The 17153-nt window shown below is 68.0% G+C and carries 7 protein-coding genes, 3 rRNA genes and 1 pseudogene; 6 read left to right on the top strand and 5 right to left on the bottom strand.

What is annotated here, in order from left to right; genetic code table 11:
* Positions 1–161 precede the first annotated feature (161 nt).
* The 5 genes from REH70_RS13720 (at position 162) to REH70_RS13700 (ending at position 6756) form a co-directional block, all read left to right on the top strand.
* Positions 162–1684 (top strand): 16S ribosomal RNA (locus tag REH70_RS13720).
* 392 nt (positions 1685–2076) lie between these two features.
* Positions 2077–5185: ribosomal RNA gene (locus REH70_RS13715) — 23S ribosomal RNA — on the top strand.
* 118 nt (positions 5186–5303) lie between these two features.
* Positions 5304–5420 (top strand): 5S ribosomal RNA (rrf, locus tag REH70_RS13710).
* Together the 16S, 23S and 5S rRNA genes form the textbook arrangement of a ribosomal RNA operon.
* Before the next feature lie 167 nt (positions 5421–5587).
* Entirely contained in the window at positions 5588–6409 is an 822-nt protein-coding gene (locus tag REH70_RS13705) for an MFS transporter (protein WP_310748009.1), read from the top strand.
* 5 nt (positions 6410–6414) lie between these two features.
* Complete coding sequence (locus REH70_RS13700; RefSeq protein WP_310748006.1) at positions 6415–6756, top strand: hypothetical protein; 342 nt, start codon at positions 6415–6417, stop codon at positions 6754–6756.
* 111 nt (positions 6757–6867) lie between these two features.
* Here REH70_RS13700 and glgB read toward each other — a convergent pair whose 3' ends face one another.
* The 5 genes and pseudogenes from glgB to REH70_RS13675 all read right to left on the bottom strand — a co-directional run bounded on the left by glgB (position 6868) and on the right by REH70_RS13675 (position 14431).
* Complete coding sequence (gene glgB, locus REH70_RS13695) at positions 6868–9081, bottom strand: 1,4-alpha-glucan branching protein GlgB (RefSeq protein ID WP_310748003.1); 2214 nt, start codon at positions 9079–9081, stop codon at positions 6868–6870.
* A 58-nt stretch (positions 9082–9139) separates the two neighbouring features.
* Positions 9140–9379, bottom strand: a complete 240-nt coding sequence (locus REH70_RS13690) for a hypothetical protein (RefSeq protein WP_310748000.1) — start codon at positions 9377–9379, stop codon at positions 9140–9142.
* On the bottom strand, positions 9373–10494 hold the full coding sequence (locus REH70_RS13685; protein ID WP_310747997.1) for a maltokinase N-terminal cap-like domain-containing protein: 1122 nt from the start codon (positions 10492–10494) through the stop codon (positions 9373–9375). The genes REH70_RS13690 and REH70_RS13685 overlap by 7 nt, the downstream gene beginning before the upstream one ends.
* A 125-nt stretch (positions 10495–10619) precedes the next feature.
* On the bottom strand, positions 10620–12359 hold the full coding sequence (gene treS / locus REH70_RS13680) for a maltose alpha-D-glucosyltransferase (protein WP_396134755.1): 1740 nt from the start codon (positions 12357–12359) through the stop codon (positions 10620–10622).
* A gap of 19 nt (positions 12360–12378) precedes the next feature.
* Positions 12379–14431: pseudogene (locus REH70_RS13675) on the bottom strand (alpha-1,4-glucan--maltose-1-phosphate maltosyltransferase).
* Positions 14432–14523: 92 nt separating this feature from the next.
* Between REH70_RS13675 and glgP the strand changes: the two are divergent.
* The gene (glgP, locus tag REH70_RS13670) at positions 14524–17148 is read left to right on the top strand and encodes an alpha-glucan family phosphorylase (protein WP_310747994.1); all 2625 of its coding nucleotides are present in this window, start codon (positions 14524–14526) and stop codon (positions 17146–17148) included.
* Positions 17149–17153: the final 5 nt, after the last annotated feature.

Here is a 17153-nt window from a genome sequence, read left to right as displayed (position 1 = left end):
TGTGTGGTGGGTCTGGTTTGGTCATCGATGTCACGCCTCACGGTTTGTGGGGTGTGTGTTTGTGGTCAGATCATTTTTGGGCCCTGGCTTTAGCCGGTTGGGGTCTGTTTCGTGTGTCGGTTGCTCCTGCTGCTTTGGTGGCTGGGGGTGCCATGTTGACATTTACGGAGAGTTTGATTCTGGCTCAGGACGAACGCTGGCGGCGTGCTTAACACATGCAAGTCGAACGGTGATATCAGGGCTTGCTCTGGTTGATCAGTGGCGAACGGGTGAGTAACACGTGAGTAACCTGCCCCTGACTCTGGGATAACTGCTGGAAACGGTGGCTAATACCGGATATGAGACCTGATCGCATGGTGGGGTCTGGAAAGATTTTTTGGTCAGGGATGGACTCGCGGCCTATCAGCTTGTTGGTGGGGTGATGGCCTACCAAGGCGACGACGGGTAGCCGGCCTGAGAGGGCGACCGGCCACACTGGGACTGAGACACGGCCCAGACTCCTACGGGAGGCAGCAGTGGGGAATATTGCACAATGGGCGAAAGCCTGATGCAGCGACGCCGCGTGAGGGATGAAGGCCTTCGGGTTGTAAACCTCTTTCAGCAGGGAAGAAGCGCAAGTGACGGTACCTGCAGAAGAAGCGCCGGCTAACTACGTGCCAGCAGCCGCGGTAATACGTAGGGCGCAAGCGTTGTCCGGAATTATTGGGCGTAAAGAGCTCGTAGGCGGTTTGTCGCGTCTGCTGTGAAAACTCAAGGCTCAACCTTGGGCTTGCAGTGGGTACGGGCAGACTAGAGTGCGGTAGGGGTGACTGGAATTCCTGGTGTAGCGGTGGAATGCGCAGATATCAGGAGGAACACCGATGGCGAAGGCAGGTCACTGGGCCGCAACTGACGCTGAGGAGCGAAAGCATGGGGAGCGAACAGGATTAGATACCCTGGTAGTCCATGCCGTAAACGTTGGGCACTAGGTGTGGGGCTCATTCCACGAGTTCCGTGCCGCAGCAAACGCATTAAGTGCCCCGCCTGGGGAGTACGGCCGCAAGGCTAAAACTCAAAGAAATTGACGGGGGCCCGCACAAGCGGCGGAGCATGCGGATTAATTCGATGCAACGCGAAGAACCTTACCAAGGCTTGACATACACCGGTAACGTGCAGAGATGTGCGCCCCGCAAGGTCGGTGTACAGGTGGTGCATGGTTGTCGTCAGCTCGTGTCGTGAGATGTTGGGTTAAGTCCCGCAACGAGCGCAACCCTCGTCCCATGTTGCCAGCGGGTTATGCCGGGGACTCATGGGAGACTGCCGGGGTCAACTCGGAGGAAGGTGGGGATGACGTCAAATCATCATGCCCCTTATGTCTTGGGCTTCACGCATGCTACAATGGCCGGTACAAAGGGCTGCGATACCGCGAGGTGGAGCGAATCCCAAAAGCCGGTCTCAGTTCGGATTGGGGTCTGCAACTCGACCCCATGAAGTCGGAGTCGCTAGTAATCGCAGATCAGCAACGCTGCGGTGAATACGTTCCCGGGCCTTGTACACACCGCCCGTCAAGTCACGAAAGTCGGTAACACCCGAAGCCGGTGGCCCAACCCCTTGTGGGAGGGAGCTGTCGAAGGTGGGACTGGCGATTGGGACTAAGTCGTAACAAGGTAGCCGTACCGGAAGGTGCGGCTGGATCACCTCCTTTCTAAGGAGCTCTTACGCATCGCCGTGCCTGTCTGGTCTCTTCGGGGGTCTGGTGGGTGGTTGGTGTGTCAGGACCATGCCTCGGCCGAACGTGTCGGGGGTGGTGCTCACGGGTGGAACATCGGCTATGGGCTCGCCTGGTGGTGGGTCGGCATCTAGTACGCCGTGTCTTCTCTTCGGAGGGGGCGCTGGTTGGAGGGGTGTCGGTCTGGTTGCTGGGGTGGGGTTGGCACACTGTTGGGTCCTGAGGGAGTGGGCGCCGGTTGGCGGCACTTGCCTCGTAGCGGACCACTCGACCCTCTGCCTGGTGGTGGGGTGTGTGGGGTGGGGTCGCCCGTAGCTTGAGAACTGCACAGTGGACGCGAGCATCTTTATTTTCTTGTCTTTGTGGTTTGTGAAGTTTTTAAGGGCACAGGGTGGATGCCTTGGCACTAGGAGCCGAAGAAGGACGTTGTAGCCTGCGATAAGCCTCGGGGAGTTGGCAAACGAACCGTGATCCGAGGATGTCCGAATGGGGGAACCCCGCCGCAGTCATGTGCGGTGACCTGCACCTGAATATATAGGGTGTGTGGAGGGAACGTCGGGAAGTGAAACATCTCAGTACCGACAGGAAGAGATATTCCGTGAGTAGTGGCGAGCGAAAGCGGATGAGGCCAAACCGTCCTCGTGTGATAGCCGGCAGGCGTTGCGTGGGCGGGGTTGTGGGACCTTTCAGTAGTCTCTGCCGAGACTGCAGGGAGTCAGAAAGTCGTGTCATAGTCGAAGGGTCTTGAAAGGCCCGGCACAGAGGGTGTGACCCCCGTAGACGAAATGGTGCGGCCTCCCGAAGGGGATCCCAAGTAGCACGGGGCCCGAGAAATCCCGTGTGAATCTGGCAAGACCACTTGCTAAGCCTAAATACTACCTAGTGACCGATAGCGGACAAGTACCGTGAGGGAAAGGTGAAAAGTACCCCGGGAGGGGAGTGAAATAGTACCTGAAACCGTGTGCCTACAATCCGTTGGAGCCTCCCTAGCTGGGGTGACAGCGTGCCTTTTGAAGAATGAGCCTGCGAGTTAGTGGTACGTGGCGAGGTTAACCCGTGTGGGGAAGCCGTAGCGAAAGCGAGTCCGAATAGGGCGTCACAGTCGCGTGCTCTAGACCCGAAGCGAAGTGATCTAGCCATGGGCAGGTTGAAGCGCGGGTAAGACCGCGTGGAGGACCGAACCCACTTGGGTTGAAAACCGAGGGGATGACCTGTGGTTAGGGGTGAAAGGCCAATCAAACTTCGTGATAGCTGGTTCTCCCCGAAATGCATTTAGGTGCAGCGTCACGTGTTTCTTGCCGGAGGTAGAGCTACTGGATAGCCGATGGGCCCTACAAGGTTACTGACGTTAGCCAAACTCCGAATGCCGGTAAGTGAGAGCGTGGCAGTGAGACTGCGGGGGATAAGCTCCGTAGTCGAGAGGGAAACAGCCCAGACCACCAGCTAAGGCCCCTAAGCGTATGCTAAGTGGGAAAGGATGTGGAGTTGCACAGACAACCAGGAGGTTGGCTTAGAAGCAGCCACCCTTGAAAGAGTGCGTAATAGCTCACTGGTCAAGTGATTCCGCGCCGACAATGTAGCGGGGCTCAAGCATACCGCCGAAGCTGTGGCATTCACACGTTGACTAGGCCTTCGTGGTCCAGGTGTGTGGATGGGTAGGGGAGCGTCGTGTGGCGAGTGAAGTCGCGGGGTGACCCAGCGGTGGACGCCACACGAGTGAGAATGCAGGCATGAGTAGCGAAAGACGGGTGAGAAACCCGTCCGCCGAATGACCAAGGGTTCCAGGGCCAGGCTAATCCGCCCTGGGTAAGTCGGGACCTAAGGCGAGGCCGACAGGCGTAGTCGATGGACAACGGGTTGATATTCCCGTACCGGCGAAGAACCGCCCATACCGAGCCCGGTGATGCTAAGCGCCCAAAGCCCGCACCGGTCCCTTCGGGGGCCACCGTGGGTGGCGCGCGTGACCCGAACCGGTAGTAGGTAAGCGTATTAACAGGGGTGACGCAGGAAGGTAGCCTCCGCGTGGCGATGGTTGTCCACGTCCAAGGTCGTAGGGCGAGGGGTAGGCAAATCCGCCCCTCATGGAGCCTGAGAGCTGATGGTGACCCCGTATGGGGGAAGAGGGTGATCCTATGCTGCCTAGAAAAGCCTCGACGCGAGGTTCTAGCCGCCCGTACCCTAAACCGACTCAGGTGGTCAGGTAGAGAATACTAAGGCGATCGAGAGAATCGTGGTTAAGGAACTCGGCAAAATGCCCCCGTAACTTCGGGAGAAGGGGGCCTGAGGCGTGAACCCACTTGCTGGGGGAGCGTTCGAAGGCCGCAGAGACCAGGGAGAAGCGACTGTTTACTAAAAACACAGGTCCGTGCGAAGTCGCAAGACGATGTATACGGACTGACGCCTGCCCGGTGCTGGAAGGTTAAGAGGACGGGTCAGCCGCAAGGCGAAGCTCAGAATTTAAGCCCCAGTAAACGGCGGTGGTAACTATAACCATCCTAAGGTAGCGAAATTCCTTGTCGGGTAAGTTCCGACCTGCACGAATGGCGTAACGACTTCTCCGCTGTCTCAACCGCGAACTCGGCGAAATTGCACTACGAGTAAAGATGCTCGTTACGCGCAGCAGGACGGAAAGACCCCGGGACCTTTACTATAGCTTGGTATTGGTGTTCGGTGCGGCTTGTGTAGGATAGGTGGGAGACTGTGAAGCCGGCACGCCAGTGTCGGTGGAGTCATCGTTGAAATACCACTCTGGTCGCTCTGGATGTCTAACCTCGGTCCGTGATCCGGATCAGGGACAGTGCCTGGTGGGTAGTTTAACTGGGGCGGTTGCCTCCTAAAATGTAACGGAGGCGCCCAAAGGTTCCCTCAGCCTGGTTGGCAATCAGGTGTCGAGTGCAAGTGCACAAGGGAGCTTGACTGTGAGACTGACAAGTCGAGCAGGGACGAAAGTCGGGACTAGTGATCCGGCGGTGGCTTGTGGAAGCGCCGTCGCTCAACGGATAAAAGGTACCCCGGGGATAACAGGCTGATCTTGCCCAAGAGTCCATATCGACGGCATGGTTTGGCACCTCGATGTCGGCTCGTCGCATCCTGGGGCTGGAGTAGGTCCCAAGGGTTGGGCTGTTCGCCCATTAAAGCGGTACGCGAGCTGGGTTTAGAACGTCGTGAGACAGTTCGGTCCCTATCCGCTGCGCGCGCAGGAAACTTGAGAAGACCTGTCCCTAGTACGAGAGGACCGGGACGGACGAACCTCTGGTGTGCCAGTTGTTCCGCCAGGAGCACGGCTGGTTGGCTACGTTCGGAAGGGATAACCGCTGAAAGCATCTAAGCGGGAAGCCTGCTTCAAGATGAGGTTTCCATAGGGCTTCGGTCCTGAGAGGCTCCCAGCTAGACCACTGGGTAGATAGGCCGGATGTGGAAGCGGGGACCAACGACCCGTGAAGCTGACCGGTACTAATAAGCCGATGACTTCACACACCAACCAAAGCCTTGATCTGTGTGCTACGCGTCCACTGTGCGGTTCCCGAGAGACGGGCACCCACGACCCAAACCTCCGGACGGGGGCGGGCTCGTGGCCCGGACATCTCCATAGAGTTACGGCGGTCATAGCAAGGGGGAAACGCCCGGTCCCATTCCGAACCCGGAAGCTAAGCCCCTTCGCGCCGATGGTACTGCACGGGAGACTGTGTGGGAGAGTAGGTCGCCGCCGGACACCCATTCGAAAAGAGCCACCCCATCGGGGTGGCTCTTTTCGCATCCCCGGATGAGAGTTCTGTGCTCGCGCCGTCTCGGTGGAACGGCCTGCGGCCGAGCCGTCAACGATGCGCGACCTGCTGCAGCGGGGGTCGATCCGTTGCCCGCCGCAGACGAGGAGAAGTCATGTCGATGTCACCGGCCGGCCGGGTCGGGGTTGCCGGAGCGGCGGTGGTCGGGGTCGCGTTCGGCATGGCACGGTACGCCTACGGTCTGACGCTGCCCGGCATCCGGCAGGAGCTGGCGCTGTCCGAGATGGTGCTCGGTCTGGTCGCCAGCGCCACGTTCGCCGGCTACCTGGCAGCCCTGCTGCTTGCCGGCCGGCTGGCGGACCGCCACGGGCCGCGGGCTCCTACGACGGTCGGCGGTGTGAGCGGTGCTCTCGGGGCGGCGAGCGTCACCCTGGCGAACACACCCTGGCTGCTCGCCGTCGGCGTGGTCCTGGCCGGCAGTGCGGGCGGCTGGGTCTGGGCGGCCTACTCCGACATCGTGGCGCGGACGGTGGCCGCGCGCCAGCAGCCACGTGCGTTGGCGATCATCACGACGGGCACCGGCGGCGGACTCGTCGCGCTGGGTGGCTTGGCCCTCCTCGGCGCGCTGGGTTCGTGGCGCGTCGTCTGGGCGGGCATCGCCGTTGCGGCGATGGTCGCCGCGGCGCTGAACCTCCGGCTGGTGCCGCGGTCCGAGCCGAGCCGCCGCCTGGCCGGGGGCCCGGGATCTCCTCGCTGGTGCGGATGCTGGGGGTCCCGGCCGCCTACTCCGCCGTCTACTTCGCGGTCGTCGTCCTCTACTTCACCTACGCCGCGGACGCTCTCGACCGCGGTGATTCGCCTGCTGGGGCCGTCCCCATGCTCTATGCGGCCGTCGGCGTCACCGGCACGGTGGGTGTGGCGAGCGGAGCCTTCGCGCGGCGAGTGGGCAGCCTCAGGGTCGCCGCGCTGTGCCTGATGACGGTGGGCGCGGCACTGGCGCTGCTCGGGCTGGCCAGCAGCTCCCTCATCGCGGTCGTAGCCTCGGCGTGCATCTTCGGCGTCGGATACATGACGGGTTCTGCGGTTCTCGCGGTCTGGACCGCTGAGCTGGTACCCGGGCGCGCAGGCGCTGCGTTCACGGCCTGCCTGGTGGTGGGGGCCGTCAGCTCGGTCGCAGCACCTGCCGTCGCCGGTGCGGTCATCCCGGGTGTGGGCCTGGGGGCGCTGCTCGTCCTCACCGCCGCGGTGTCTGGGCTCTGCGGGGTGGCCTTGCTGCTGCACGGGTCGTCGGGCGGCGCGGCGGTCCGCAGCACCGGACCGTGAGCCCGCGTGCCCGCCCCGGACGCGAGGGGAGCGGGTACGGAGAGGGCCCTCGGCACCAGGTGCCGGGGCCCTCTCGCCACGCGTCGCCCTCCCTCAGGAGAAGCCCGTCGATCAGGTGATGGTCGGCGGGGCGTCGTCGGTGTCGGGGACGAGGAACAGCGCGCCGAGCGGGGGCACCCGCAGCCGCACGGAGTTCGGGCGGCCGTTCCACGGCACCGGCTCCGCGTGGACGACTCCGAGGTTGCCCACCCCGGACCCGCCGTACGACTCGGAGTCCGTGTTGACGATCTCGCGCCAGCGGCCGCCCTCGGGCAGCGGCAGGCGGTAGCCCTCGTGCGGCGTGCCGGCGTAGTTCACCACGACGACGACCTGGCTGCCGTCGCTCCCGCGGCGCAGGTAGGCGAGCAGGTTGTGCCCGGCGTCGTCCGAGACGATCCACTCGAAGCCGTTCGGGCTGTGGTCCTGCGACCACAGCGCCGGGTAGGCCCGGTAGGTGCTGTTGAGGTCGTGCAGCAGTCGCTGGACGCCGGCGTGCGCCGGGTCGTCGAGCTCGTGCCAGTCCAGGCTGCGGCCCTCGGCCCATTCGCCGGACTGGGCCCACTCGCTGCCCATGAACAGCAGCTGCTTGCCCGGGTGGGACCACTGGTACGCCAGCAGCGACCGGACGCCGGCCAGCTTCTGCCAGCGGTCACCGGGCATCTTGCCGAGCAACGAGCCCTTCCCGTGCACGACCTCGTCGTGGCTGATCGGCAGCACGAACTGCTCGGAGAACGCGTACACCAGCGAGAACGTGATCTCGTGGTGGTGGTAGCGCCGGTTGATCGGCTCCTCCGCCAGGTAGCGCAGGGTGTCGTTCATCCAGCCCATGTTCCACTTGAGACCGAAGCCCAGGCCACCCGCATCGGTCGGCGCGGTGACCCCCGGGAACGCCGTCGACTCCTCGGCGATCATCATGACGCCCGGCGTGCGGCGGTAGGCCGTCGCGTTCGCCTCCTGCAGGAAGGAGATCGCCTCGAGGTTCTCGCGTCCCCCGTGCTGGTTCGGCGTCCACTGGCCGTGGCCGCGGGAGTAGTCGAGGTAGAGCATCGAGGCGACGGCGTCGACGCGCAGGGCGTCGATGTGGAACTCCTCGAACCAGTACGTGGCGTTGGCGACGAGGAAGTTGCGCACCTCGCGCCGGCCGAAGTCGAACACGTACGTGCCCCAGTCGGGCTGCTCGCCACGGTTGGGGTCCGGGTGCTCGTACAGCGGGGTGCCGTCGAAGCGCCCCAGCGCCCACTCGTCCTTCGGGAAGTGGGCCGGGACCCAGTCGAGGATCACGCCGATGCCCGCCTGGTGCAGGCGGTCCACCAGGTACCGGAAGTCGTCCGGGTGCCCGAACCGCGACGTCGGCGCGTAGTACGAGGACACCTGGTAGCCCCACGACCCGCCGAACGGGTGCTCGGCGACCGGCAGCAGCTCGACGTGCGTGAAGCCGAGCGAGAGGACGTACTCGGTGAGCTCGGTGGCGAGGTCGCGGTAGCTCAGGCCCTGACGCCACGAACCGAGGTGCACCTCGTACACGCTCATCGGGCCCGAGTGCGGGTCGGTGGCCTGGCGGGTGGCGATCCACTCGGCGTCGGACCACTCGTGCCGGCTGTCGACGACGACGGACGCCGTCGCGGGCGGCAGCTCCGTGCCCTTGGCCAACGGGTCCGCCTTCTCGCGCCAGGTGCCGTCCTGCCCGAGGATCTGGAACTTGTACCGGGAGCCCTCGCCGACACCGGGCACGAAGAGCTCCCACACGCCGCTGCTGCCGAGCGTGCGCAGCGAGTGCGTGGCGCCCTGCCAGTAGTTGAAGTCGCCGACCACGCGGACGGCCCGGGCATTGGGCGCCCAGACGGCGAACGACGTCCCGGTGACCTCGCCCATCACGCTGGGGAACGTGCGCAGGTTCGCGCCGAGCACCGTCCACAGCTCCTCGTGGCGGCCCTCGCTGATGAGGTGCTGATCCAGCTCGCCGATGGTCGGCAGGAACCGGTAGGGGTCGTCGACGGTGTCGGTCCGGTCGCCGTAGGTCACCTCGACGCGGTAGTCGGGGACCTCGGCGACGTCGAGCGTCGCCTCCCACACGCCGTCCTGCACGTGCCGCGACTCGTAGCGCGCGTCCGGCGTCACGACGACGACGGAGTCCGCCATCGGGCGTGTGGTCCGGACGACGACGTGGTCGCCCACGACGTGCGGCCCCAGCACCCGGTGCGGGTCGGCGTGGGTGCCGCCGGCCACGGCGGCCAGCTCGGGTGACCGCTGCGGCGGCTCGGTCGGTGTTGTCAGCTCGCTGTCCATCCCTCCACCTTTCCACTCCGTCGGCCTGCGTGCGCGGTGTCAGCGCAGGTCAGGCACTTCACTGGCCGAGCAGCCGGTTCAGGGCGGCGTCGGGGATGTGCCGCCACTGCGGACGGTTGCGTGCCTCGTACACCGCCTCGTACAGCGCCTTGTCCAGCTCGAGCAGGTCGACGAGGTCGGCGTCCGGTTCGGCGCCGGCCTCGGTCGCGTAACCGCGCAGGAACTCCGTGCGTGCCTCCTGGGCCCAGCCGTCCGGCGCGTCGTTGAGTGCGGCGGCGTAGTCGAAGGACCTCAGCATCCCGGCGACGTCACGCAGCGCGAGGTCGGGACGGGTCCGGGCCTCCAGCCCGCTGAGCGGCTCACCCTCGAAGTCCATGACGAACCACTGGTCGCGAGCGCGCAGGGCCTGCCCGAGGTGCAGGTCACCGTGGACGCGCTGGCGGGGAGGAGGCCCTCGCGCTCCCGGACGCCGGCCAGCCGCGCACCGATCGCGTCGGACCACCGCTCGAGCTCGGGCACCGAGCCGACCGCCCACCGGAAGCGCTCCTCGAGCGCCGCGACGAGCTCGTCGGCACCGGACCCGCCGTCGTCCACCGGCAGGGCCGAGGCGAGGGCGACGTGCATGCCGGCCACCACGCGGCCGAGGTCCTCCGCGAGGCGCCCGAAGGACTCGTCGCGCGCGGCCATGCCGCACGCGAGCTCGAAGCCGTCCGACGCGCCCTCGACGAACTGGCTCAGCACGCCCAGGCTGCCGTGCGCCTCGCCGTCCGCGGTGGTCCACGTGCCGTCGAGCCAGCCCAGCGGGCGCGGGACGTTCGTCCACCCCTGGGCGGCGAGCCGCCGCGGGACGTCGACGTCGGGGTTCTCACCGGGCGTCAGGGCGCGGAAGACCTTGAGGATCGCGCCGCCGTCGGGCCCGGGGAGGATCACCGAGGTGTTGGACTGCTCGCCGCTGATGACCCGGGGGCGGTCGGTGTCCAGGCCGAGGTCGGCGGGAGCGGTGTCGCCGCCGTCGGCAGCGGCCAGCCAGGCGCGCAGGAAGGCGGGGTCGCCGGCGCCGTCGCGCACGTGCACGTGCACGCGACCGTCGGCCACGGTGGTGATCCAGTCCGAGCCCTCGGGCGCGGCGGACCGGTCGGCGTGCAGCGTGAGGGGGACCTGGAGGACGGCGTCCACGGTCGCGCTGCGGGCGCGGACCAGCAGGACGCGCACCTGCGCCTGGCCGCGGGGGTCGGTGAGGGCGAACCCGCCGGCGACGCTCAGCTCCGCACCGCCGCCCTTCGCGGGGAACCACCGCCGCTCGGGCAGCCAGTCCCGCAGCGCGTCGAGGAGGGCGTCGTCGGTCACGGTGGCGCCGGTGGTGTCGCCGGCACCGGTGGGGTGGTCGGTCGGTCCGCTTGCGTGCGTGGGCATCGATGCCCTCCTGTGTCTGGTCGAGCGGTTCGGTCGAGCGATGCTGACGAGCGGGTCCGGTCGCGCGGCCCGGTCGCGGACCCCGCCGCGGCGTCGTCGGTGACGGACGCCGCGGCAGGTGCGTCCTAGCGGGTCAGGGACAGCCAGTAGAACTCGCGCGACCCGAGCGTGATGACGGTGGTGCCCTCGTCGCTGACGCGCGGGAACGGTGCGCCGCCGAACACGTCGGACAGCGACGCCCCGGCCCACTCCGGCATGGTGAGCGCAGCCGAACGCGGCGTGGAGGCCATGTTCGCGATGCACAGGACGGTCTCCTCCGGTGTGTACCGCAGGAAGGCCAGCACCGACTCGTTGTCGCAGTCGACCGGCGTGAACTCGCCCAGCCCGAGCGCGGGATGGCGCTTGCGCACCGCGAGCATCCCGTGGACCCAGTGCAGCAGCGACGTCGGCTGGGCGAGCTGCGCCTCGACGTTGACGTGGCTGAAGTTGCTCACGAGCGACTGGACGACCGGCAGGTAGAGCTTGCCGGGGTCGGACGTCGAGAACCCGGCGTTCCGGTCCGGGGTCCACTGCATCGGCGTGCGGACCGCGTCGCGGTCGTTGAGCCAGATGTTGTCGCCCATGCCGATCTCGTCGCCGTAGTACAGGCAGGGGCTGCCCGGCAGGGAGAGCAGCAGCGCGTGCGCGAGCTCGATCTCCTTGCGCGAGTTGTCCAGCAGCGGGGCGAGCCGACGGCGGATGCCGATGTTGGCGCGCATGCGCGGGTCGGGCGCGAACCACCCGTACATCGACGCGCGCTCCTCGGTCGACACCATCTCGAGCGTGAGCTCGTCGTGGTTGCGCAGGAAGGTGCTCCACTGCGCCCCGCGGGGGATCGCCGGGGTGTCGGCGAGGATGTCGAGGATCTGCCGGGCGCGCTGGTCCTTGATCGCGTAGTAGATCCGCGGCATCACCGGGAAGTGGAAGCACATGTGGTGCTCCGGCTCCTCCTCGGTGCCGAAGTACTCCACGACGTCCTCGGGCCACTGGTTGGCCTCGGCGAGCATGATGCGGCCCGGGAACTCGGCCTCGATCGTCCGGCGCAGGTAGCGCAGGAATGCGTGCGTCTCCGGCAGGTTCTCGCAGTTGGTGCCCTCGGCCTCGAACAGGTAGGGAACCGCGTCGAGCCGGAACCCGTCGAGCCCCATGCGCAGCCAGAAGCGGGCGACGTCGAGCATCGCCTCCACCACGCGCGGGTTCTCGAAGTTCAGGTCGGGCTGGTGGCTGAAGAACCGGTGCCAGAAGTACTGCCGGCGCACCGGGTCGAACGTCCAGTTCGACGTCTCGGTGTCGACGAAGATGATGCGGGCGTCCTCGTAGCGCGTGTTGTCGTCGCTCCACACGTAGAAGTCGCCGTACGGGCCCTCGGGGTCCGAGCGGGACGCCTGGAACCACGGGTGCTGGTCGCTCGTGTGGTTCATCACGAGGTCCACCACGATGCGGATCCCGCGCGCGTGGGCCTTCTCGATGAGCTCCTGGAAGTCGGCGATCGTCCCGTACTGCGGCGCGATGGCCGTGTAGTCCGAGACGTCGTAGCCGCCGTCGCGCATGGGGGAGGGGTAGAACGGCGGCAGCCACAGGCAGTCGATCCCGAGCCACTGCAGGTAGTCGAGCCGGTCGATGAGCCCGCGCAGGTCGCCGGTGCCGTCGCCCCGCGAGTCGGAGAACGACCGGATCATCACCTCGTAGAAGACGGCGGTGCGGTACCACTCGGGGTCGTCGCTCAGCCCGGTCGGCTCGGGGACCGGGACCGTCGGCTGCTGCCGGGGTGGCAGTGCCGAGAGGGCGATCTGGCCCGTGGACGGGGCGACGGACGAGCCGGGCAGGGGCGCGGTGCGGGGGTCGTCACGAGGTCCTCACGTGGATCAGGTGGGCGCACTGGGCGTGCGGGTCGAGCCGGACGTAGGGCTTGTCGTTCCAGGAGTAGGTGGCGCCGGACAGCTCGTCGTGCGCCGCGAACGCCACCTCGCCGGAGGCGCCGCGCGGGGTCACGCCCAGGGCCTTCGGGTCGAGGTCGATGATCCCGTCCCGCGCGTTGTGCGGGTCGATGTTCACCACGACGATGATGGTGTCGGCCTCGCCGGTGGGCGAGTGCTCGGCGTCCAGGTGACGCGAGAAGCACACGAGGGCGTCGTCGGACGTCGGGTGCACGGTGAGGTTCCGCAGCTGCTGCAGCGCGGGGTGCGCGCGGCGGATCTCGTTGAGCCGGGTCAGCAGCGTGGCGATGCCGATGGCGTCGGCCTGCGCCCAGTCCCGCGGCTTGAGCTCGTACTTCTCGTTGTCGATCTGCTCCTCGACGCCGGGCCTCGGCACGTTCTCCACGAGCTCGTAGCCGGAGTAGATGCCCCAGGTCGGCGCGCCGGTCGCGGCGAGCACGGCGCGGATCGCGAAGCCCGCGACACCGCCGTCCTGCAGGTAGGGCGGGAGGATGTCGTGCGTCGTCGGCCAGAAGCTCGGGCGCAGGAAGGAGCCGTCCTCGCCGGCCACCTCGGCGAGGTAGGTGGTGATCTCCTTCTTCGTGTTCCGCCACGTGAAGTACGTGTACGACTGGTGGAAGCCGATCAGCCCCAGCGCCTTCATCATGGGCGGCTTCGTGAAGGCCTCGGACAGGAAGATGACCTCGGGGTGGTCCTTGCGGACGTCCGCCAGCAGCCACTCCCAGAAGTCCAGCGGCTTGGTGTGCGGGTTGTCGACGCGGAACAGCGTCACGCCGTGGTCGATCCACACCTGCACGACCCGCCGGACCTCGGCGTAGATGCCCTCGGGGTCGTTGTCGAAGTTCAGCGGGTAGATGTCCTGGTACTTCTTCGGCGGGTTCTCCGCGTACGCGATGGAGCCGTCCGCGCGCGTCGTGAACCACTCGGGGTGCTCGGCGACCCACGGGTGGTCGGGGAGCACTGCAGCGCCAGGTCGAGCGCGACCTCCATGCCGAGCTCGCGGGCCTGCGCGACGAACGCGTCGAAGTCGTCGAAGGTGCCCAGCTCGGGGTGGATCGCGTCGTGGCCGCCGTCGGGCGAGCCGATCGCGTACGGCGAGCCCGGGTCACCGGGGACCGGCTCGAGCGAGTTGTTGCGGCCCTTGCGGAACGTGGTGCCGATCGGGTGGATGGGCGTGAGGTACAGGACGTCGAAGCCCATGGCGGCGATGGCCGGCAGCCGGTGCGCCGCGGTGGCGAACGTCCCGGAGCGCCACTGCTTGGTCTCGTCGTCGAACGTGGCGCCCTCGGAGCGCGGGAACATCTCGTACCACGCGCCGGTCAGCGCCATCGGGCGGTCCACCACGAGCGGGTAGGTCGCCGACGTCGTCACGCCGTCGCGCAGGGGTGCGCGGACAGCACGTCGAGGACCTCGTCGGAGTGGGCGGCGGCGAGCCGGGCGGGGGCGGGACGCTTGACGTCCTGGAGCGCCGTGACGGCGTCCTCGAGCACCTTCGCCGCGGCGCTCGGCAGGCCCGTGCGGCTCGCCGCGCGGGTCAGCACGCGGGCGCCCTCGGCGAGCATGAGCTCGACGTCGATCTCGGCCGGCACCTTGATCGAGGCGTCGTGGCTCCAGGTGCCGAACGGGTCCGACCACCCCTCGACGCGGAACGACCACTGCCCGACGGCGTCCGGCACGAGGCGGGCCTCGAACCGGTCCAGGCCCGGCCGGATGTCGACCATCCGGGCGCTGGAGTGGTCGGTGCCGTCCGGGCCGACGAGGACGGCGGTCGCGCCGACGGCGTCGTGCCCCTCGCGGAACACGGTGGCGCGGATCGGGACCGCTTCCCCGACGACGGCCTTCGCCGGCCAACGACCCTCGTGCGAGGTCGGGCTGACGTCGAGCACGGGGATGCGACCGATGCCGCTGCGGGCTGAGTCTGGCTGCGTCTGAATGCTCTCCACGGGGTCGAACCTACCCAGACCCGCCGGTCCGCGCGTGGTGGGCGGGCCCGGGACAGACGCGTCCGCGATACGCCCCGGTGAGGTGCGGGGTCGTCGGTACTGTCGGCGACGTGAGAGCCATCCGTCGATTCACGGTCCGCACGCTCCTCCCCGCGCCGTTGCAGGCGCTGGACGACCTCGCCCGGAACCTGCGCTGGTCGTGGCACGCGCCCACCCGGGACCTGTTCGCCGGCATCGACCCCGCGCTGTGGTCGTCGGTCGCGGGTGACCCCGTGGCGCTGCTCGGCTCGCTGCGTCCCGACCAGCTGGCCGGCCTGGCCGCCGACGACGGCTTCGTGGAGCGGGTGCGCGCGGCGCGGCTCGACCTCGACCGCTACCTCACCGAGCCGCGCTGGTACGGCACCACGGGCGAGGACCTGCCCCGGTCGATCGCCTACTTCTCCCCGGAGTTCGGGATCACGTCGGTGCTGCCGCAGTACTCCGGCGGCCTGGGCATCCTCGCCGGTGACCACCTCAAGAGCGCGTCGGACCTCGGCGTGCCGATCGTCGGCGTGGGCCTGCTGTACGGCGCCGGGTACTTCAAGCAGTCGCTCAACCGGGACGGCTGGCAGGTCGAGACCTACCCCGTGCTGGATCCCGACGGGCTGCCGCTGACCCTGGTGCGCGAGGACGACGGGCGCCCCGCCGCGGTGCAGGTGGGGCTGCCCGGTGGCCGCACGCTGCACGCGCACGTGTGGATGGCCGCCGTCGGACGTGTGCCGCTGCTCCTGCTCGACTCCAACGTGCCGGAGAACGACGAGACCGCGCGTCGGGTGACCGACCGCCTCTACGGCGGCGGCGGCGAGCAGCGGCTCCAGCAGGAGCTGCTGCTCGGGGTCGGCGGTGTGCGCGCTCTGCGGACGTGGTCCCGGCTGACCGGCGCGCCGACGCCGGAGGTCTATCACACCAACGAGGGCCACGCGGGGTTCCTCGGCGTGGAGCGGATCCGCGAGCTCGTGACGGCGGACGGTCTGACCTTCGACGACGCGCTCGAGGCGGTGCGTGCCGCGACCGTGTTCACCACGCACACGCCGGTCCCGGCCGGCATCGACCGCTTCCCGCTCGACCTGGTCGCGCAGTACTTCGGCGACGAGAACGCCGCCGCCGGCGTGCCGGTCGACCGGGTGCTCGCGCTCGGCGCGGAGTCCTACGAGGGCGGGGACCCGACGCTGTTCAACATGGCAGTCATGGGGCTGCGGCTGGGCGGGCGCGCCAACGGGGTCTCGCTGCTGCACGGCCAGGTGTCCCGCGGGATGTTCGCCCGCCTGTGGCCGGGCTTCGACGAGTCCGAGGTGCCGATCGGCTCGGTCACCAACGGCGTCCACGCGCCGACCTGGGTCGCCGGGCGGCTCCAGACCCTCGCCGAGGAGCGGTTCGACGCCGCGGAGCTCGCGTCCGGTGCGGGCTGGCTGCGCACCGACGCGATCACCGACGCCGAGCTGTGGGACCTGCGGCGCACCCTGCGCCGGGGGCTCGTGGGCGACGCGCGCACCCGCCTGCGGACGTCGTGGCGGCTGCGCGGTGCGAGCCCCGCCGAGCTCGGCTGGGTCGACGACGCGCTGTCGCCCGACGTGCTGACCATCGGGTTCGCCCGGCGGGTGCCGACCTACAAGCGCCTGACCCTCATGCTGCGTGATCCCGACCGGCTGCGGGCGCTGCTCACCGACCCCGAGCGCCCCGTCCAGCTCGTGATCGCGGGCAAGTCGCACCCGGCCGACGACCAGGGCAAGAGCCTCATCCAGCAGCTCGTGCGGTTCTCGGACGCCGAGGACGTGCGCCACCGCATCGTCTTCCTGCCCAACTACGACATCGGGATGGCGCAGTCGCTGTACCCGGGCTGCGACGTCTGGCTCAACAACCCGCTGCGCCCGCTCGAGGCGTCCGGGACGTCCGGCATGAAGTCTGCGCTCAACGGTGGCCTCAACCTGTCGATCCTCGACGGCTGGTGGGACGAGTGGTACGACGGCGAGAACGGCTGGGCGATCCCCACCGCGGACGGCGTCGACGACCCGGACCGCCGTGACGACCTCGAGGCGGCCGCCCTCTATGACCTCATCGAGGGCCAGGTCGCGCCCCGGTTCTACGACCGCGACGAGCGCGGGCTCCCCGTGACCTGGCTGGGCATGATCCGGCACACGCTGGCGACCCTGGGGCCGAAGGTGCAGGCCACCCGCATGGTCACCGACTACGTGCGCACCCTCTACACGCCCGCGGCCCTGGCCGGACGCGCGATGGCCGGCACCGGCACCGGCACGGAGCCCGGCACGGCCGGCGCCGGTACCGGCGCCGGGGCGTCCGACTTCGGGCCCGCGCGCGAGCTCGCCGCATGGAAGGCACGCGTGCGCGACGCGTGGCCGCACGTCCGGGTGGACCACGTGGAGTCGGGCGGGATCGGCGACACCCCGCAGGTCGGGGATGCCCTGCACGTGCGCGCCTACGTCTCCCTGCCCGGCCTCGCGCCCGACGACGTCGCGGTGCAGGTCCTGCACGGGCGCGTCACCGAGTCCGACGAGCTCGCGACCGTCGACACGGTCGAGCTCACCCACGAGGAGGAGTACGAGGCAGGCCGGCACGCGTTCGCCGGCGACGTCACGCTGGCCTCGTCCGGGGCGTTCGGGTACACCGTCCGGATCGTGCCGCGGCACCCGGCGCTGGCGTCCGTCGCCGAGCTCGGTCTGGTCGTCAACGCGGACTGAGCGCC

Origin of the sequence: Cellulomonas sp. ATA003 (assembly GCF_031582905.1) — a bacterium.
Classification (GTDB): domain Bacteria; phylum Actinomycetota; class Actinomycetes; order Actinomycetales; family Cellulomonadaceae; genus Pengzhenrongella.
Note: the sequence above shows the minus strand (reverse complement) of the source record. Positions and strands in the feature narration are given on the sequence as shown.